The sequence below is a fragment of the Streptomyces sp. 3211.6 genome, from assembly GCF_003634815.1.
Classification (GTDB): Bacteria; Actinomycetota; Actinomycetes; order Streptomycetales; family Streptomycetaceae; genus Streptomyces; species Streptomyces katrae_A.
This window is the reverse complement of the sequence record NZ_RBXC01000001.1, coordinates 5625851-5643795: the sequence shown is the minus strand read 5'-3', so window position 1 is coordinate 5643795 and position 17945 is coordinate 5625851. Positions and strand designations below refer to the sequence as shown.

Here is a 17945-nt window from a genome sequence, read left to right as displayed (position 1 = left end):
TACCGGAGTTCCGGACGCGGGGGCACTCGTCTGCGGGGCGGGTGCGGCCGCTCAGTCGCCGATCAGGGCGTCCACGAACGCCTCCGGCTCGAAGGGGGCCAGGTCGTCGGCGCCCTCGCCGAGGCCGATCAGCTTGACCGGGACGCCCAGCGCGCGCTGGACGGCGACGACGATGCCGCCCTTGGCGGTGCCGTCGAGCTTGGTGAGCACGATGCCGGTGATGTCCACGACCTCGGCGAACACGCGCGCCTGGGTCAGGCCGTTCTGGCCGGTGGTGGCGTCGAGGACCAGCAGGACCTCGTCCAGCGGGCCGTGCTTCTCCACGACGCGCTTGACCTTGCCGAGCTCGTCCATGAGGCCGGTCTTGGTGTGCAGCCGGCCGGCGGTGTCGATGAGCACGACGTCGGCGCCCTCGGCGATGCCCTCCTTGACCGCGTCGTAGGCGATCGAAGCGGGGTCGCCGCCCTCGGGACCGCGCACGGTACGGGCCCCGACGCGCTCGCCCCAGGTCTGGAGCTGGTCGGCGGCGGCGGCGCGGAAGGTGTCGGCGGCGCCGAGGACCACGCTGCGGCCGTCGGCGACGAGCACGCGGGCGAGCTTGCCGGTGGTGGTGGTCTTGCCGGTGCCGTTGACGCCGACGACCATCACGACGGCCGGGGTGTCGGTACCGCTCTCGGTCTTCACGGCGCGGTCGAAGTCGGTGCCGACGAGGGCGACCAGCTCCTCCTTCAGCAGGCCGCGCAGTTCGGCGGGGGTGCGGGTGCCGAGCACCTTGACCCGCTCGCGCAGCCGCTCCACCAGCTCCTGGGTGGGGGTGACACCGACGTCGGCGATGAGGAGGGTCTCCTCGATCTCCTCCCAGGTGTCCTCGTCGAGGTGCTCGCGCGAGAGCAGCGTGAGCAGGCCCTTGCCGAGGGAGTTCTGCGAACGGGCGAGCCGCGCGCGCAGCCGGACCAGGCGGCCGGCCGTGGGCTCGGGCACCTCGATCTCGGGGGCGGCCGGGGCCTCGGGCTCCGCGGCCGGCGCCTCCACCGGAGCAGCCTCGGCCTCCGCCTCCGGGAGCCCGACCTCCTCGATGGTGCGGCGCGGTTCTTCCGCCGTCTCTACGGCGTCCTCCCCCACCTGCGGTTCGGCAGGCGGGGCAGTGATGGTCGGCGTGCTCGACGGTGCCGTGGGGGGCAGCTGCTTCTTCTTGCGGCTGCTGACCACGAGCCCGCTGATCGCGCCGACCGCGACCAGGGCGATGACTACAGCAAGGATCAGGATTTCCATAACCACCCCAGTATCTGCCACGGGCCACCCCCACCCCCGGACCTTGGACGTTCCCACCAGGTGCCGGTCCGCCATTTGTGGTCTTAACGCCACTTCTACGATGATGGGCGGATTGTCCCCACCCGCTTCCACGGAGTACCCATGCCTGCTGAAGAGAAGGCCGCCGACGGCGCAGTCGAGAGCCGGGGCCTGGAGCCCGTCCCGGACGGCGAGCGCGGCGGTCGGGTCCGCGAGCTCATACCCACCTGGGTGGCCGCGAACATCAGCGTGCTGCTGCTCACCATGGGCGCGGGCCTGGTGATCTTCAACGAGCTCAACATCTGGCAGGTGCTGGTCGTCGCGGTCGCCGCGCCGGTGGTCTCGTACGGGCTCGTCGGGCTGATCTCGCTCGCGGGCAAGCGCGGCGGCGCCCCCGGCATGGCGCTCTCGCGGGCCGTCTTCGGCCAGCGCGGGAACCTCTTCCCCGGGGCGCTGATCTGGGTGGCCCGCTGGGGCTGGGAGACGATCAACGCGGTCAGCGGCGCCTACGCCGTCCTGACCGTGCTCGACCTGCTCTTCGGCGTCAAGAGCAACACCGCCCTGATCGTGGTCACCCTGCTGTTCTTCGTGGGCTGCACCTTCGTGGTCTCCGGGCTCGGGATCAAGGCGCTGCGGGTCTGCTCGACCTGGTCGACGTACCTCTTCGGCGCCTTCAGCGTGCTGGTGCTCGGCTATCTGCTCTTCACCACCGACTGGTCCGCCGTCCTCGGCAAGCCGGCCGGTTCCACGGCGATGATGATCGCGGGCATCGGCACCATCGCGGCGGGCGGCATCAGCTGGGTGCCCTCCGGCCCGGACTTCACCCGCTACCTGCCCCGGACCGCCTCCGCCAAGGGCGTGGTCGGCGCGACGATCGGCGGCGCGGGCGTGGTGGTGCTGCCGATGGTGCTGATGGGTGCGGTGATGGCCGTCGGGACCCCGGACCTGGCCGGCGCCCAGGACCCGGTCTCCTTCATCGGTGAGCTGCTGCCGACCTGGATCGCGGTCCCCTACCTGCTGATCGCCCTCCTCGGCATGCTGCTGATCAACTCGATGTCGATGTACTCCGCCGGCTTCACCGCGCAGACGCTCGGCATCAAGGTGCCGCGCGCCTGGGCGGTCAGCGTCAACGCCGTCATCAGCCTGGTCTTCGGCTTCCTGCTGATGGTGGTGGCGACCGGCTTCTTCGGCTCGTTCATCTCCTTCCTGACCCTGCTGGCCGTGGCCTTCTCCGCCTGGATCGGGGTCTTCGGCGTGGACATGCTGCGCCGCACCTCCTACGACGGCGCGGCACTGCTGGACACCACGCGCACCAGCGCCTACTGGTACCGGGGCGGCTTCGCCTGGCAGGCGATGACGGCCTGGGGCACGGCGCTGGTGGTGGGCACGCTGTTCACCAAAGTGGACTGGTTCACCGGGCCGCTCGCGACGACCTGGATCGGCGAGAACGGCCTGGGCTGGGTGGCCGGCATCCTCACCTCCGGCGGGCTGTACGCCGTACTGCCCGGCACGGCCTCCCCCGCCCCGGCGGCGGGAGAGACGGCCGTGGAGCCCGGGCGCGAGCCCGCCGGGGCCCTGTCCAACTGACGCTCCGTCAGCTAGCCTCCCCCTTCGCCCGACCGACCCCGCATCCGGCGAAGGGGAACCCCTCCATGCCCATCACCGTGGCCCGCTTCAACCTCGTCGACCCGAACGGCACCCCCGCGAGCCTCGCCGCCCGCTACCAGGCGGCGGTGGAGATGGCCCGTTACGCCGACGAGCACGGGATCGACACGATCCAGACGGAGGAGCACCACGGCACGGACAACCACTGGCTGCCCTCCCCCTTCGCGTTCGCGGGCGCGGTGCTCGGCGCCACCCGCCGGATCGCGGTCACCGTCTCGGCGATCATCGGCCCGCTGCACGACCCGCTGAGGGTGGCCGAGGACATCGCCGTGCTGGACCTGATCGGCGGCGGCCGGCTGGTGACGGTCGCGGGGATCGGCTACCGGCCCGAGGAGTACGAGCAGCACGGGGTGGAGTGGGGGCGGCGCGGCCGGCTCCAGGACGAGCTCCTGGAGACGCTGCTCAAGGCGTGGACGGGCGAGCCCTTCGAGTTCCGGGGCCGCACGGTGAAGGTCACCCCGGTGCCCTTCACGCAGCCGCACCCGATGCTGCTGGTGGGCGGGAGCTCGAAGGCGGCGGCGCGGCGGGCGGCGCGGCTGGGGCTGCCGTTCTTCCCGAGCGCGCACCTGCCGGAGCTGGAGGCGTACTACGGGGAGCGGCTCGCCGAGTACGGCACCGAGGGCTTCTGCATGATGCCGGCGGAGCGGACGCCGCTGCTGCACGTCGCGGAGGACCCGGACCGGGCCTGGGTGCAGTACGGGCAGCACTTCCTGCACGAGGCGGGCATGTACGCCTCCTGGCAGTCCAAGGACATCCGCTCGGCGGTGCGCTCCGGCGCCCGCACGGTGGAGGAGCTGCGGGCGGAGGGGGTCTACCGGATCCTCTCCCCCGAGGAGGCGGTGGCCTTCGGCCGGGAGGCGGGCGGGGCGGGGAACCTGGTACTGCACCCGCTGTGCGGCGGCATGCCGCCCGAGGAGGGGTGGCGCAGCCTGCGGCTGCTGTGCGAACGGGTGCTGCCCCGGCTCAGGGACTGAGCCGGGGCAGCACCGCGGAGGGGAGGGGTGGTGGCGGGGTGGGGTTACCCCATCTCCTCCAACGCCTTGCCCTTGGTCTCCGGCACCCACTTGAGGATGAAGGGGATCGAGAGCACGGCGAAGACCGTGTAGATGACGTAGGCGCCCGACAGGTTCCAGTCCGAGAGCGTCGGGAACGTGACGGTGATCAGCCAGTTGGCGACCCACTGGGCGGCCGCGGCCACACCGAGCGCGGCGGCGCGGATGCGGTTGGGGAACATCTCGCCGAGCAGCACCCAGACCACCACGCCCCACGAGAGGGCGAAGAAGAGGACGAAGGCGTGCGCGGCGATCAGCGCGACGGTGCCCTGGGCCGAGGGGATGGAGATCTCGCCGGCGACATCGCTCTTGTAGGAGAACGCCCAGGCGCACAGGCCCAGCGAGACCGCCATGCCGGCCGAGCCGATCAGCGCGAGGGGCTTGCGGCCGATGCGGTCGACGAAGATCATCGCGATCACCGTGCCGATGATGTTGATGATCGACGTGGTGAAGGAGTAGAGGAACGAGCTGCTCGGGTCGATGCCGACCGACTGCCACAGCGAGGAGCTGTAGTAGAAGATCACGTTGATGCCGACGAGCTGCTGGAAGACCGAGAGGCCGATGCCGACCCAGACGATGGGCAGCAGGCCGAAGCGGCCGCCGAGCAGGTCCTTGAAGGTGGACTTGTGCTCGGAGCGCATGGCGGTCTCGATCTCGGCGACGCGCACGTCGAGGTTCGTGCGCGCGCCCTCGACCTCGGCGAGCACCTTGCGGGCCTCGTCCGTACGGCCGACGGAGATCAGGAAGCGCGGGGACTCCGGGATGACGAAGGACATCAGCCCGTAGAGCACGGCGGGGACGACCATCACGCCGAGCATCCACTGCCAGGCTTCCAGGCCGCCGAGCTTGCCGCGCTGGTCGCCGTCGGCGAGGTTCAGGATGCCCCAGTTGACCAGCTGCGAGATGGCGATGCCGATGACGATCGCGGCCTGCTGGAAGGAGGCGAGCCGGCCGCGGTAGGCGGGCGGGGAGACCTCGGCGATGTAGGCGGGGCCGATGACGGAGGCCATGCCGATGCCGAAGCCGCCGATCACGCGCCAGACCGCGAGGTCCCAGAGGGCGAAGGGCAGTGCCGAGCCGATGGCGCTCGCGGTGAACAGGACAGCCGCGATCTGCATGCAGCGGATACGGCCGATCCGGTCGGCGATCCGGCCGGCGGTGGCGGCGCCGATGGCACAGCCGATCAGCGCGGCGGCGATCACCTGGGCGAGGGCGCCGGAGCCGATGTCGAATCGGTCGCGGATGGCGACGACGGCACCGTTGATCACGGAGCTGTCGTATCCGAAGAGGAAGCCGCCCATCGCGGCGGCCGCGGTGATGAAGATGACGTGGCCGAGGTGCTCGGGCTGGGACGCGTTTCCGCCGCCGCCCGACGCCGCTGACTGCGCTGTACTGCTGGTCAAGGTGTGCTCCGTGGGGGGGTTCTGTCCGTTCTCCTAGTGGCGCACAGGTCAAGATCGGGCACCACCCGGAGCCGGGAGACAGCCCAGAGCCTATGTGTTCATTTCCTGAAGTCAATAGTCGATGTGAAGGTCACATGAGGTTCAAGCCGCGGATATTGACTTCATTTCTTAAATGATCACCTTCAGCGGAGACGCTGGCTGATCACCTTCGACACCCCGTCGCCCTGCATCGACACGCCGTAGAGGGCGTCCGCGACCTCCATGGTCCGCTTCTGGTGGGTGATGACGATCAGCTGGGAGCTCTCCTGGAGCTCCTCCATGATCCGGATCAGCCGCTGCAAGTTGGTGTCGTCCAGCGCGGCCTCGACCTCGTCCATCACGTAGAACGGGCTGGGGCGCGCCTTGAAGATGGAGACCAGCAGCGCCACGGCCGTCAGGGACCGCTCGCCGCCGGAGAGCAGGGACAGCCGCTTGACCTTCTTGCCGGGCGGCCGGGCCTCGACGTCCACGCCGGTGGCCAGCATGTTCTCCGGGTCGGTGAGCACCAGGCGCCCCTCGCCGCCGGGGAACAGCCGCGAGAACACCCCCTCGAACTCACGGGCGGTGTCCCGGTAGGCCTCGGTGAAGACCTGCTCGACCCGCTGGTCTACTTCCTTCACCACTTGAAGGAGGTCGGCGCGCGTCTTCCTCAGGTCCTCCAGCTGCTCACTGAGGAACCGGTGGCGCTCCTCCAGGGCGGCGAACTCCTCCAGCGCGAGCGGGTTGACCTTGCCGAGCTGCTGGTAGGCGCGCTCGGCCGCCTTGAGCCGCTTCTCCTGCCGGGCCCGGTCGAAGGGGCCGGGGCGGTTGCGGGGGTGGTCGGGGTCCTCCGGAAGCTCCTCGCCCTCGGCGGGCGGGGACGGGGGGACCGGCTGGTCGGGCCCGTACTCCGCCACCAGCGCGGCCGGCTCCACGCCCAGCTCCTCCAGGGCGCGGGTCTCCAGCTGCTCGATGCGCAGCCGCTTCTCGGCGCCGAGCACTTCGCCCCGGTGCACGGAGTCGGTCAGCTTGTCGAGCTCGCCCTTGAGGTCGCGGCCCAGGCCACGGGCCTCCCCGAGCTCCCGCTCACGCACCGCCTTGGCCTCGTCGGCGGCCGTACGCTCCCGCTCCGCCCGGGCGACGGACACCTCCAGGTGCGCCAGCAGCTGCCGGGCCCCGTCGGCGACGGCCCGGGCGACCTCGGCCTCGTGCCGCATCCGCCGGCGGCGCCGCTCGGCTCGCGCCCGCGCCTCCCGTTCGGCGCGGGCCCCCCGGTCGAGGGCGTCCGCCCTGCCCGCGAGGCCCTTGACCCGCTCCTCGTGGGTACGCAGCTGGAGCCGGGCTTCCATCTCGGTCTGCCGTGCGTTGGCCCCGTCGGCGGCGAGCCGGTCCCGGGCGGAGGTGTCGGGTTCCTCCGCGACCGGCATCTCCTCCACGGCCGCGAGCCGCTCCGCGCACTCCTCTACGTCGACCCGTGCGCGCTCCAGGGCCTCCTCGGCGGTGGCCACGGCCAGGGCGCCGCGCTCGGCCTCGCCCAGGGCCGCCTTCGCCTGCCCGGCGAGCCGCCCGAGCTGCTGCGCCGCCCCGGCCCGGGCCTGCTCCCCGGCCCGGCGCAGCTCGGCCAGCTCCTCGACGCGGGCCGCGGCGCCGGCCCGCCGCACCCGGGCGGCCTCCTCCCGCGCGGCCGACTCCCGGCACTCCAGCTCCAGCCGCTCCAGCTCCGCGCCGGCCTCGTCCACGGCGGCCTGCACCTCGATGAGACTGGGCACCCCGGCGGACCCCCCGTGCGCGAGGTGCGCCCCGAGCACGTCCCCCTCGGCGGTCACGGCGACCAGCTCGGGCCGCTCGGCGACGACACCCTCAGCCTCCGCCAAGGTCCCGACGACCACATACCCCCGCAGCACCCACGCGACGGCCCGCACGACCTCGGCATCCCCGCGCACCAGCCCGGCGGCCTCGCGGTACGCCACCTCGACAACCCCGGAGGCCCCGCGAGACCCGGCACCAGCCACCAAGCCCGGCACATCCGGCCCCGCCGGCGTTTGAGCCGGACCCGGGGCAGAGCCCCGCACATCCAGCCCCGCCGGCATCTGAGGCGCCGGGCCCGGGGCAGAGCCCCGCACATCCAGCCCCGCCGGCGTTTGAGGCGCGGGGTCTGGGGCGGAGCCCCGCACTTCCAGCCCCGCCGGCGTTTGAGGCGCGGGGTCTGGGGCGGAGCCCCAGTTTCGGGAAGGGGCGGGGTGGGGGAAGTCCTCCGGCCCCTGGGCCTGCCCGGGCAGGCCGGCACCGTCCGTGGCAACGCCGTCCGGTCCCGGCGCCTGCCCTGGAACCACGACCGGGGCCGGACCGGAACCCGAACCCGGAACCTGCTCCGGCACCACGGCCGGGACCGGGCCGGAACCCGAGGCCGGGGCCGGGGTGGAGCCCGGGACCGGGGCCGGGCCGGAACCCGGGGCCGGGGTGGAGCCCGGGGCCGGGGCCGGGGCGATCAGGAACGTGGCCCGGCCCGCGTCGGCTTCCCGCAGGTGCCGGATGGCCCCGGCCGCCGCCCCCGCCGAGGCCACGGCCACCGCATCCGCGGCGGAGCCGAGGGCCGCGGCCACCGCCACCTCGTACCCCGCCTCGACCGACACCCGCTCCGCCGCCGGCCCCAGCACCCCCTCCAGCCGCTCCCGCACCGCGAGCAGCGCCCCGGTGCCGTCCTTGCGCCGTAGCCCCAGTGCGAGCGCGTCCCGCCGTGCCGAGACCGCCGCGTGGGACCGTTCGGCCGAGGTCCGGGCCTCCCGGGCCGCCGCCAGGGCGGCCTCCGCCTCCTCCAGCCCGGCCCGCGCGGCCTCGTACTCCCCCTCGTCCGAGGAGGTCTCCTCCAGCCCGCCGACCTCCTCGGCCAGTGCCTCGTACTCCTCCCGGGCCTCCTCGGCCCGCACCCGTGCCCCGTCCCGGGCCGCCACGAGCCGGTCGATCTCCGACTGCGCCGCCCCCGCCCGGGAGCGGGCCGCGCCCAGGCGCCCGGTCAGCCGGGCCAGTTCCTCGCGCCGGTCGGCGACGGCCCGCGCGGCGTCCCGCAGCCGCCGCTCCTCCTGCGCGAGGGCCCGCTCCAGCTCGGCCCGGTGCGCGGCGGTGTCCTCCAGCGCCCGTTCGGAGGCTTCGAGCGCGGCGGTCAGCTCCGCCTCCTGCTCCCGGATCCGCGCGGCCTCCCGCTCCATGTCCTCCGGGTCACGGCCGCGCCGCTCCTCTTCCACCGGCGCCGACGCGCTCTTGACCCGTGCCAGGGCCAGGGACTCGGTGCCGCGCACCCGCTCGGCCAGCTGCGCGAGCTCGTGCCAGGTCTGCTGGGCCCGCTGGAGCCGGGGCGCGAGGCGCCGTACCGATTCCTCCAGCGCGGCCTCACGGCGCAGCGCCTCCGCGAGGTCCCGTTCGGCCGATTCCTTGCGTTCCTTCAGGGCCGCCTCGTCGGCGATCTCGGCGTCCAGCGCGGCCCGCAGCGCGACCAGGTCGTCGGCGAGCAGCCGCAGCCGGGCGTCGCGCAGGTCCGCCTGGATGACGGCGGCCCGCCGGGCCACCGCCGCCTGCCGTCCCAGGGGCTTGAGCTGCCGGCGCAGCTCGTCGGCGAGGTCCTGCACCCGCGCGAGGTTGGCCTGCATCGCGTCGAGCTTGCGCAGCGCCTTCTCCTTGCGCTTGCGGTGCTTCAGTACGCCGGCGGCCTCCTCGATGAAGGCGCGGCGGCCCATCGGGTCCGCGTGCAGGACGGAGTCGAGCTGGCCCTGGCCGACGATGACGTGCATCTCGCGGCCGATGCCGGAGTCGGAGAGGAGTTCCTGGATGTCGAGGAGCCGGCAGGTGTCCCCGTTGATCTGGTACTCGCTGCTGCCGCCGCGGAACATGATCCGCGTGATGGTGACCTCGGCGTACTCGATCGGCAGGGCGCCGTCGGAGTTGTCGATGGTGAGGGAGACCTCGGCGCGGCCGAGGGGCGGCCGGCCCGTGGTGCCGGCGAAGATGACGTCTTCCATCTTGCCGCCGCGCAGGGACTTGGCCCCCTGCTCCCCCATGACCCAGGACAGCGCGTCCACCACGTTGGACTTGCCCGAACCGTTGGGGCCCACGACACAGGTGATGCCCGGCTCGAAGCGGAGGGTGGTGGCGGAGGCGAAGGATTTGAAGCCGCGCAGGGTCAGGGACTTGAGGTGCACGCCGCCGGACTCTACCTTTCACGTTCGGTTTCACCCATGAAGGTGCAGGGCAGATCAGACGTTAAAGGAATCAGCCCCCCCACCTGGCCCAATGCGCCTCAGGCGCACCGGGCCGGTGGTCGGACCGCCACAGGGGAAGGTCCCACGAGGAAGAGAGCCGCAAGAAAGAAGGGACGCCGGAGCGTCCCTTGCAGATCGTGCGGGGCCCTTGCAGATCGTGCCGGGCTGTAGTCGTACGACGGGTGAGTCGCGGATCAGGTGAGCGCAGGCTCCGCCTGGGATACGTCGAGGTCCATGCTGCCGAGCAGCGAGTCCCCGTGCTGAGCGGCGGCCGCGGTCAGGGCGTCGTTCTCGGACTGGATCCGTCCGAGCTCGGACTCGAGGTCCTGGACGCGCTGCTGAAGCCGTCGCATCTCGGCGAGGAGCCGCGGGTCTGAACCGCCGACGTAACCGAGAAGCGCCTTTGCCATGATGGATGGTCCTCCACACTGAGTGACCGACCGAAGCGGTGTGGGTCGTGAGGGAATCGCACCCGCGGATGTCCGGCAGCGACTGTCAGTCACTGCACTCGCTGACGCCGCCTACTGCCAGCACTGCCAAACAGCTCAGGTGCGCGGGGCTTCCAGCGTCTCACCAAAAAGTTTGACGGTCAACACGATCACGCCCCGTATCGGCGGGCATCCCGGCCCCCGCGGGGGGCGTGGAGATCATCCTCATCTCCGAGCCTTCCACGGTTCGCCGCCGACGGCAACGGGTCGACGGCGAATGCGCAGTTCCGACCAGGTGCGGACGCTCCGGGGATCTGATCAGTTCATGATCAGTCGATAGCTCACCGGATCTCGAAGCCGTCGTAGCCGCCGCGCGGAGTGCCCCATATCTCCGTCACCCCGTCCACCCGCCCGGGCGTGTCGCCGTCGCGGAGCCAGTCGAGCAGCCGGTGGCAATTCTCACGTTGACCTTCGGCCACCACCTGCACCCGGCCGTCGTCGAGGTTGAGCGCGAAGCCGGACAGGCCGCCGATCTCCAGGGCATTGGCCCTGGTGAACCAGCGGAAGCCCACTCCCTGTACACGGCCGCGCACCCACGCGGTCATGCGGACATCTTCATTCATGCAAGAACGCTAACCGGGCAAAGGCCTCTTGATCCCCTCGCCCCCCTTGCGGCATGGGCTACAGTCCCCCACCAATGACTCACCCGTTCGGGTGAGCAAACGTTGATCCTGCAAAGAGGGGCCGCGACCGATGGGACGCCACCGACTCCACGCCGCGCCGCGCCGCGGTGTCAGGCGCGCCGCCGTGCGCAACGGGCTGCTCGGCGTCTCCGTGGCCGTGGCCCTCGGCACGGCGGCCGTCACGACCGGCTTCGTACCGGTGGGCGGCTCCTTCCCGTACGTCGGCACGGGCTCCGCCGACCGGACCGAGGCCCGGGCGAAGCCCACCCCGAGCCCGGAGCGCGGGCTGGAGCAGGGCGGCCTCGCCAACCTGTCCGGCCGCGCCTCCGACGGCCCCGGCGCGGGCACCCCGTCGGCGTCCGCCCCGGCCTCCCCGAGCCCTTCGGCCTCGCCGTCCCCCTCGGCCTCGCCGACACCGACACCGACGCCGACGCCCACCCCGTCGGCCTCCGCCAAGGAGCCGGAGAGGACCACCGCCCCGCAGCCCCCGAAGGCGGCCGCCCCCAAGCCCGCGGCGCCCAAGCCGCCGGCCGCCGGGGTCGCGAACCCGTCCGCGGAGGCGGAGGTCCTCGCCCTGGTCAACCAGGAGCGCGCCCAGGCGGGCTGCGTCCCGGTGCGGGCGAACCCGCCGCTGGCCGCGCTGGCCGCCGCCTTCAGCAAGGACATGGCCGTACGGGGCTTCTTCGACCACACGGACCCCGACGGCAACACCCCCTGGCAGCGGGCGCAGAACGCCGGGATCACCGGAATGGGCGGCGAGAACATCGCGCGCGGCCAGGGTGACGCGAAGACCGTGATGGAGTCCTGGATGAACAGCCCGGGCCACCGCGCGAACATCCTCAACTGCGAATTCCGCACCCTCGGCGTGGGCGTCTACTTCGGCGCCGGCGGCCCCTGGTGGACCCAGGACTTCGGCTTCTAGAACCGGCCGCCGGCCCCGCAGCGGGGTCAGGCCGCGGCCGCCGCCAGCGCCGCACGGCCCGCGATGACCACACGGGTGTGCTCGGCGACCCGGCGGCCGAGGTGCTCGGCGGTCGCGATGTCGGCCTTGTGCACGGCCTCCGGGCCCTCGTCGGCGTTGGTCTGGGCGGCGGCGCCGGAGGAGAAGCCGAGGCGGTTGAGGTCGTACTCGCTGCCGGTGGAGGAGTTCCAGCCCGGCTTCAGGCCGAGGTTCACCCAGCTCATGCCGTGCTGCGAGGCCAGCATCTGGAAGTACTGCAGGGTGTTGAGCTTGTCGCCGGACTTGGAGGCGGAGTTGGTGAAGCCCGCCGCCACCTTGTCCTGCCAGGCGTCGCCGAACCAGCGCTTCGAGGTGGCCTCGGCGAAGACGTGGAAGGCGCCGGACGCGGTGCCCATGTAGGTCGGGGAGCCGAAGACGATCGCGTCGGAGGCGTCGAGGAGTTCCCACTCGGCGTCGGTGATCTCGTCGACCTTGACGACGTGCACGGTCGCCCCGGCCGCGGCGGCGCCGGCCCGCACGGCCTCGGCGACGACGGCGGTGTGGCCGTAACCCGAGTGGTAGGCGATCGAGACGACGGGGGCGGGGATGGTGGCAGACATGGCTCTACTCCTAGAGGGCGGTTCCAGTGCGCCGCGGTACGCCGCGGTGCGACAGGAACAGAGAAGCACTAACTTTTGGAAAGCGCAAGCAGACGGTTAGCGCTACCCGGGGGTACGCTGGGTGCATGGAGACCCCTGCCCGTACCGACGTCTGCACCGAGAGCGTCGCGGCCGACCTGCCGTTCGACGTCTTCGCGCGCGCCTGCCCCTCCCGGGAGACCCTGGAGCACGTCACCGGCCGCTGGGGCAGCCTCACCGTGGGCGCCCTGCGCGACGGCCCCCGCCGCTTCAACGAGCTGCGCCGCCGGGTCGACGGGGTGAGCGAGAAGATGCTCTCCCAGACCCTGCACGCGCTGGAGCGCGACGGCATCGTCACGCGCGAGGCCCAGCCGACCAACCCTCCCCGGGTGGACTACGAGCTGACCCCGCTCGGGCGGGAGATCGCCGACCGGCTGCTCGCCCTGATCCACTTCGTGGAGGGCAGCATGGACGAGGTCCTCGGCTCGCGGCAGTCCTACGACGCCGCGCGCGGCGGCCTCTGACAGCGGGGGCAGAAGTAGCTGGACCGGTTCATCCAGGCCCTGCGCCGCATCGGCGTACCGCAGCGGCGGCAGGGCTCGCCCTCGCGCCCGTAGGCGTCCAGGGACCGGTCGAAGTAGCCCGACTCGCCGTTCACGTTGACGTACAGGCTGTCGAAGCTGGTCCCGCCGACCGCGAGCGCGGCGTTCATGACCTCCCGCACGTGGGTGAGGAGTTCCGCGCTCCGGGGGCGGGTGAGGGTGGCGGTGGGGCGCTCGTAGTGCAGCTTCGCGCGCCACAGGGCCTCGTCGGCGTAGATGTTGCCCACCCCGCTGATGAGCGACTGGTCCAGGAGGGCCCGCTTGAGGGTGGTCCGCCTTGCGCGCAGCGCCAGGTGGTAGGCGCCCTCGTCGAACAGGGGATCCAGGGGATCGCGGGCAATGTGCGCGATGACGTCGGGCAGCCCCTCCTCGCTGCCGGGGGCGACCTCGTGCAAGGAGAGCCCGCCGAAGGTCCGCTGGTCGACGAAGCGCAGCTCGGTCCCGGCGTCGTCGGCGAAGCGGATCCGGATGCGCAGGTGCTTCTCGTCGGGGGCGCCGGCCGGCTGCACCAGCAGCTGCCCGCTCATCCCGAGGTGGCCGAGGACGGACAGGTCCCGGCCCTCCAGCGGCAGCCACAGGTACTTCCCGCGCCGGCGCGCCACCCCGATGGTCCCGCCGGCCAGGCGCGCCGCGAAGTCGGCCCCGCCCGCCGGGTGGCGGCGCACGGCCCTGGGGTGGAGCACCTCCACGGCGGAGACGGTCCGCCCGGCCACCCAGCGTTCCAGGCCGCGCCGCACCACTTCGACTTCGGGCAGCTCGGGCACGGTGATCCTCCGGAGGGGAAAGCGGGCTTCGCGGGACGCGGGGGCACGGGGGCGCGGGCGTCCGGCTCTGCCGCGAGCCTACCGGGCGGCCCGGGGCGGCAGGGGCCCCGCCCGGAAACGGGACCGCCCGCCCCTGCCGGTGGCAGGAGCGGGCGGGAGGTGCCCGAAGGAAGTTCCGGTCAGGCCTTGGCCGCCGGGTCGGCGGGGGCCTGCGCCCCCTCGGCCGCGGCGGACGCCGCTTCGGCGGCCTTCCGCTCGTCCGCGGCGGCACGGATCCCGCGCCACGCGGACTCCGCCGCCTGCTGTTCCGCTTCCTTCTTGCTGCGGCCGGTGCCGGTGCCGTACGAGACACCACCGACGCGGGCGGCAGCGGTGAAGGTCTTCTCGTGGTCCGGACCGGTCTCGGTGACCAGGTACTCGGGAACGCCGAGGCCTTCGGCCGCCGTGAGCTCCTGGAGGCTGGTCTTCCAGTCCAGGCCGGCGCCGAGGTTCGAGGACTTCTCGATGAGCGGGTCGAAGAGCCGGTGGACCAGCTCGGAGGCCGCGTCGAGGCCCTTGTCGAGGTAGACCGCGCCGATCACCGCTTCGAGGGTGTCGGCGAGGATGGAGGCCTTGTCCCGGCCGCCCGTGCCTTCTTCGCCCCGGCCGAGCCGGATGAAGGAGCCCAGGTCGAGGCCGCGGCCGACCTCCGCCAGTGCACGCGAGTTGACCACCGCGGCCCGCAGTTTGGCCAGCTGGCCTTCCGGCAGGTCGGGGTGGGTGGTGTACAGCGTGTCGGTGACCACCAGGCCCAGGACGGAGTCCCCGAGGAACTCCAGCCTCTCGTTGGTGGGCAGACCGCCGTTCTCGTACGCGTACGAACGGTGGGTCAGCGCACGCACCAGAAGGGCGGACTCGAGTTGGTACCCGAGCCGCCCTTCCAGAAGCGTGTGGGACGAGGCCGCGTTGTTACTGTCTGCCTGCTTCTCAGCGTTGGACAGCTCAGACATTGCGCCTCTCACCAGCCGCTCAGACCTCGAGGACCTGGCGCTTGTTGTAGGTGCCGCAGCTCGGGCACGCGATGTGCTGGAGCTTCGGCTCCTGGCAACGCTCGCACGAAACCAGGGTGGGGACCGCAGCCTTCCACTGCGACCGGCGGTGGCGCGTGTTGCTGCGCGACATCTTCCGCTTCGGAACAGCCACGGCTACTTCTCCTGCTTCTCGGCGGCGCTCTGAACTCCGTCAGATGCAGTGCCGCTCATGTTGTCCTTCTCGCCGTCCTGATCGGTCACGACGAGTTCCTGCAATGCCGCCCAACGGATGTCGACGGCGTCGTGGTGGTGCTCCGGGTCGTCGTTCAGGCTGACCCCGCAATCGGGGCACAGTCCGAGACAGTCCTCCCGGCACACCGGCTGCATGGGCAGTGCGAGCACCACCGTGTCCCGCAGCACGGGTTCGAGGTCGAACAAGCCGTCCTCGAGGAAGAGCATGTCCTCGTCGTCCTCGGCGTCGTCGGCCGGCTCCGCCTTGGAGCGGCTCCGGTCGTCGGCGTCAGGGTACGAGAACATCTCCTGGAAGTCCGCCTTGAGCTCGCGCTCGACGGTCTCCAGACACCTTACGCACTCCCCCACGGCCTTTGCACGGACGGTGCCTGTGACAAGCACCCCTTCCATGACCGACTCCAGGCGGAGGTCGATCTTCACAGGGGCGCCTTCCGGTACCCCGATGACGTCGACGAGACCGAAGTCCGCCGGCGCCTCGATCTCACGGGACAGCCGCTGCATGGCACCAGGACGCCGGCCCAGCTCGTGCGTGTCGAACACGAGGGGGTTGCGGTGGTCGAGGCGGGTGTTCAGGGCCGTTCCTGCTTTCACAGATCGCTGAAGATCGAAAATTTCGCCGCTCTAGGGCAGCATGGATCGCGGCGCATAGGCGCGACCGAACAGCCAGGATACCCGGCGCTTCGCTCTGAGCCCAATCCGGCCTAGCGACCCTGTTCGTACTGGCGCAGCTGATCCAGGTTGATCATGCTCGTGTCGAAGAAGCTGGTCTCGTCGAGCGCGGGCTGCTGCGGGTGGTGGGGCTGCTGGGGCTGCTGGTAGGCGGCGTAGGGGTCGGGCTGCTGGTAGCCGCCGTAGGGGTCCGGTTGCTGCTGGTAGCCCGCGTACGGGTCCTGGTACGCGTAGGCGTCCTGCTGGGGCGGCTGGATCTGCTGCGGCGGCTGCGCCGCGTAGGGCGCGTAGGCCGCCGCGGCGTAGTCCTCGTAGACCGGCGCCGCCTGGGCGGGGAGCGCCGGCGGCTCGGGCTCGGCCAGCCCGGCCAGGAACTCCGCGTCGCTCGACGGGCGGACCTGCTGGTCCCCGGCCGCGTCCTGGGCGGCCATGTGCGCGCCGAGGTCGTCGGTGGGCACCCGGCCCAGCAGCTTCTGGCGGCCCCGGCCGACGGCCTCCAGGGTCTTGGCGAGCACCGCCTCGACGGTGGCCAGCTTGGTGTCCACGTACGCGTCCGCCTGCTCCCGCCGGGCCTGCGGGTCGGGGCTGGGCTCGGGGGCGCCGCTGTCGTCGTGGCCCCGTTCGTCCAGGCCGGGTCCGCGGCCCAGCAGCTTCTCGCGGCCGCGGTCCACGGCGCCGATGGTCTTGCTGAGGACCACCTCGAAGTTGGCGAGCTTGCTGTCCACGTAGTCGTCGGCCTCGGCCCGGATCTCGGCGGCCTCCCGGCGGGCGTCGGCCAGGATCCGGTCCGCCTCGTCCTGCGAGCGGCGCGCGATCTCGGTGTCCGAGATCAGGGAGCCGCGCTGGGCGTGCGCGGAGGCGATGATCCGGTCGGCCTCCCGGCGGGCCTCCTCGACCATCTGGTCCCGGCCGCCGATGAGTTCCCGGGCCTGTGCCAGCGAGCCGGGCAGGGCCTGGCGTACCTCTTCGAGCTGTGCGAGCAGCTCCGCGCGGTTGACCACGCAGGAGGCCGACATGGGCATCGACCGGGCGCCGCCGACGGCCGCGACGATCTCGTCCAGCTTCTTCTGTACGTCCATGGGTGGCTCGCGCTCTCTTCGCCTCGGACTGACGGGACGACTGTAGGGCCACCGGGGGGACGCGCGGGACGGGCCTGGGAACTCAGCCCGGCCGCTGCTTGCTCACTTGGCGCGCAGCCGTTCGATCAGCGCCGCGTGGACGTGCTCGGGGAGCAGGTGGGCGACGTCGCCGCCCCAGGCCGCGACCTCCTTGACCAGCGAGGAGGAAAGGAAGCTGTACGTCGGGATGGTCGGGACGAACAGCGTCTCGACGCCCGACAGGCCCATGTTCATCTGGGCCATCTGGAGCTCGTAGTCGAAGTCGCTGACCGCGCGCAGGCCCTTGACGATGGCCGGGATGTCCCGCTCCTTGCAGAAGTCGACGAGCAGCCCGTGGAAGGACTCGACCTCGACGTTGCCGTAGTCGGCGGTCGCCTCGCGGATCATCTCGATCCGTTCCTCGACGGTGAACAGGCCCTGCTTCGACCGGTTGATCATCACGGCGACGTGCACGACGTCGTACAGCCTCGAGGCGCGTCCGATGACGTCGAGGTGCCCGTTGTGAATGGGGTCGAAGGATCCCGGACAGACCGCGCGGCGCAACTGAGCTCCCTCGTTCATGAGTCTTCGCTGGTGGAGGCGGCGCGACCGTACCAAAGGGTGCCTTCGCCGTATTTGCGCGAGCGCAGCGGCTCGAACCCCTCGGGCCACGGGAACGGTCCGCTCCTGGTGCTGCGCTCCACGGTGACGAGGGCTTCGCCGGTGAGCCAGCCGTTGGCGCGGAGTGTGAGGAGGATCTCGCCGAGTTCGCCGTGCTCGACGGCGTACGGCGGGTCCAGGAAGACGATGTCGTACGGGTCCCCCGGCGCGGCGCCCGCGACGATCTGCTCGGCCTTGCCGGCCCGGAACTCGGCGCCGGGCAGGCCCAGCGCCTTGATGTTGTCCCGGATGGCCTTGGCGGCCTTGGCGTCGGCCTCGACCAGGAGGGTGTGGGCGGCGCCCCGGGAGAGGGCTTCCAGGCCCACGGCGCCGGAGCCGCCGTAGAGGTCGAGGACCCGGGAGTCCGCGACGCCGTGCAGTGACTCCCAGGTGGAGAAGAGCCCTTCGCGCATCCGGTCGGAGGTCGGGCGGGTGCCGGTGCCGGGCGGCACGGCCAGCCGCCGCCCGCCGGCGGTGCCGGCGATCACGCGGGTCATCTGGGGTCCTTGTCTGCGGCGGTC

At 72.1% G+C, this 17945-nt stretch carries 17 protein-coding genes; 4 read left to right on the top strand and 13 right to left on the bottom strand.

The genetic code is table 11. From position 1 onward, the window contains the following. Window positions 1–51: 51 nt before the first annotated feature. The gene (gene ftsY / locus BX286_RS26215) at window positions 52–1272 is read right to left on the bottom strand and encodes a signal recognition particle-docking protein FtsY (protein WP_079429977.1); all 1221 of its coding nucleotides are present in this window, start codon (window positions 1270–1272) and stop codon (window positions 52–54) included. A gap of 141 nt (window positions 1273–1413) precedes the next feature. Between ftsY and BX286_RS26210 the strand changes: the two genes are divergently transcribed. Both BX286_RS26210 and BX286_RS26205 read left to right on the top strand, forming a co-directional pair. After that, on the top strand, window positions 1414–2877 hold the full coding sequence (locus BX286_RS26210; protein WP_079429976.1) for a cytosine permease: 1464 nt from the start codon (window positions 1414–1416) through the stop codon (window positions 2875–2877). A gap of 65 nt (window positions 2878–2942) precedes the next feature. Beyond that, entirely contained in the window at window positions 2943–3929 is a 987-nt protein-coding gene (locus tag BX286_RS26205; protein WP_079429975.1) for an LLM class flavin-dependent oxidoreductase, read from the top strand. A 44-nt stretch (window positions 3930–3973) separates the two neighbouring features. Here BX286_RS26205 and BX286_RS26200 read toward each other — a convergent pair whose 3' ends face one another. The 4 genes from BX286_RS26200 to BX286_RS26185 all read right to left on the bottom strand — a co-directional run bounded on the left by BX286_RS26200 (window position 3974) and on the right by BX286_RS26185 (window position 10732). Beyond that, window positions 3974–5410 carry a sugar porter family MFS transporter gene (locus tag BX286_RS26200; protein WP_079429974.1) on the bottom strand — a complete coding sequence of 479 codons (1437 nt, stop codon included), beginning with the start codon at window positions 5408–5410 and terminating at the stop codon, window positions 3974–3976. Window positions 5411–5592: 182 nt separating this feature from the next. Continuing rightward, window positions 5593–9621 (bottom strand): AAA family ATPase, encoded by a 4029-nt coding sequence (locus tag BX286_RS26195; RefSeq protein WP_121016450.1) that lies wholly within the window; start codon window positions 9619–9621, stop codon window positions 5593–5595. 254 nt (window positions 9622–9875) lie between these two features. After that, window positions 9876–10091: a hypothetical protein gene (locus tag BX286_RS26190; RefSeq protein WP_042810367.1), complete on the bottom strand. Its 216-nt coding sequence runs from the start codon at window positions 10089–10091 to the stop codon at window positions 9876–9878. Between the two features lie 359 nt (window positions 10092–10450). Next, window positions 10451–10732 carry an acylphosphatase gene (locus BX286_RS26185; protein ID WP_079429972.1) on the bottom strand — a complete coding sequence of 94 codons (282 nt, stop codon included), beginning with the start codon at window positions 10730–10732 and terminating at the stop codon, window positions 10451–10453. A gap of 130 nt (window positions 10733–10862) precedes the next feature. Here BX286_RS26185 and BX286_RS26180 point away from each other — a divergent pair, with 130 nt between their 5' ends. Beyond that, complete coding sequence (locus BX286_RS26180; protein ID WP_079429971.1) at window positions 10863–11714, top strand: CAP domain-containing protein; 852 nt, start codon at window positions 10863–10865, stop codon at window positions 11712–11714. 26 nt (window positions 11715–11740) lie between these two features. On the opposite strand, the gene BX286_RS26175 is transcribed toward BX286_RS26180, so the two are convergent. Beyond that, window positions 11741–12352 (bottom strand): flavodoxin family protein, encoded by a 612-nt coding sequence (locus BX286_RS26175; RefSeq protein WP_079429970.1) that lies wholly within the window; start codon window positions 12350–12352, stop codon window positions 11741–11743. Between the two features lie 125 nt (window positions 12353–12477). Between BX286_RS26175 and BX286_RS26170 the strand changes: the two genes are divergently transcribed. Further along, window positions 12478–12894 carry a helix-turn-helix domain-containing protein gene (locus tag BX286_RS26170; protein WP_079429969.1) on the top strand — a complete coding sequence of 139 codons (417 nt, stop codon included), beginning with the start codon at window positions 12478–12480 and terminating at the stop codon, window positions 12892–12894. Here the strand turns inward: BX286_RS26170 and mutM are convergent. The 7 genes from mutM to rsmD form a co-directional block, all read right to left on the bottom strand. After that, complete coding sequence (gene mutM / locus BX286_RS26165; RefSeq protein WP_079429968.1) at window positions 12867–13736, bottom strand: bifunctional DNA-formamidopyrimidine glycosylase/DNA-(apurinic or apyrimidinic site) lyase; 870 nt, start codon at window positions 13734–13736, stop codon at window positions 12867–12869. The two genes, BX286_RS26170 and mutM, sit on opposite strands and share 28 nt — an antisense overlap. Before the next feature lie 179 nt (window positions 13737–13915). After that, window positions 13916–14725: a ribonuclease III gene (gene rnc / locus BX286_RS26160; RefSeq protein WP_079429967.1), complete on the bottom strand. Its 810-nt coding sequence runs from the start codon at window positions 14723–14725 to the stop codon at window positions 13916–13918. Window positions 14726–14744: 19 nt separating this feature from the next. Then, window positions 14745–14918: a 50S ribosomal protein L32 gene (gene rpmF / locus BX286_RS26155; RefSeq protein ID WP_003965982.1), complete on the bottom strand. Its 174-nt coding sequence runs from the start codon at window positions 14916–14918 to the stop codon at window positions 14745–14747. Window positions 14919–14920: 2 nt separating this feature from the next. Beyond that, window positions 14921–15571: a DUF177 domain-containing protein gene (locus BX286_RS26150; protein WP_261993647.1), complete on the bottom strand. Its 651-nt coding sequence runs from the start codon at window positions 15569–15571 to the stop codon at window positions 14921–14923. Between the two features lie 128 nt (window positions 15572–15699). After that, entirely contained in the window at window positions 15700–16746 is a 1047-nt protein-coding gene (locus tag BX286_RS26145; protein WP_079429965.1) for a DivIVA domain-containing protein, read from the bottom strand. Window positions 16747–16848: 102 nt separating this feature from the next. Then, entirely contained in the window at window positions 16849–17328 is a 480-nt protein-coding gene (coaD, locus tag BX286_RS26140) for a pantetheine-phosphate adenylyltransferase (RefSeq protein ID WP_045945919.1), read from the bottom strand. Window positions 17329–17342: 14 nt separating this feature from the next. Further along, window positions 17343–17921: a 16S rRNA (guanine(966)-N(2))-methyltransferase RsmD gene (rsmD, locus tag BX286_RS26135; protein ID WP_079429963.1), complete on the bottom strand. Its 579-nt coding sequence runs from the start codon at window positions 17919–17921 to the stop codon at window positions 17343–17345. Window positions 17922–17945: the final 24 nt, after the last annotated feature.

Coding starts and splice junctions, on each gene's coding strand:
- BX286_RS26190 (WP_042810367.1), bottom strand. CDS start 10,091: ATGGCAAAGGCGCTTCTCGGTTACGTCGGCGGTTCAGACCCGCGGCTC.
- rnc (WP_079429967.1), bottom strand. CDS start 14,725: ATGTCTGAGCTGTCCAACGCTGAGAAGCAGGCAGACAGTAACAACGCG.
- BX286_RS26180 (WP_079429971.1), top strand. CDS start 10,863: ATGGGACGCCACCGACTCCACGCCGCGCCGCGCCGCGGTGTCAGGCGC.
- BX286_RS26175 (WP_079429970.1), bottom strand. CDS start 12,352: ATGTCTGCCACCATCCCCGCCCCCGTCGTCTCGATCGCCTACCACTCG.
- BX286_RS26185 (WP_079429972.1), bottom strand. CDS start 10,732: ATGAATGAAGATGTCCGCATGACCGCGTGGGTGCGCGGCCGTGTACAG.
- BX286_RS26205 (WP_079429975.1), top strand. CDS start 2,943: ATGCCCATCACCGTGGCCCGCTTCAACCTCGTCGACCCGAACGGCACC.
- BX286_RS26210 (WP_079429976.1), top strand. CDS start 1,414: ATGCCTGCTGAAGAGAAGGCCGCCGACGGCGCAGTCGAGAGCCGGGGC.
- ftsY (WP_079429977.1), bottom strand. CDS start 1,272: ATGGAAATCCTGATCCTTGCTGTAGTCATCGCCCTGGTCGCGGTCGGC.
- BX286_RS26145 (WP_079429965.1), bottom strand. CDS start 16,746: ATGGACGTACAGAAGAAGCTGGACGAGATCGTCGCGGCCGTCGGCGGC.
- BX286_RS26170 (WP_079429969.1), top strand. CDS start 12,478: ATGGAGACCCCTGCCCGTACCGACGTCTGCACCGAGAGCGTCGCGGCC.
- rsmD (WP_079429963.1), bottom strand. CDS start 17,921: ATGACCCGCGTGATCGCCGGCACCGCCGGCGGGCGGCGGCTGGCCGTG.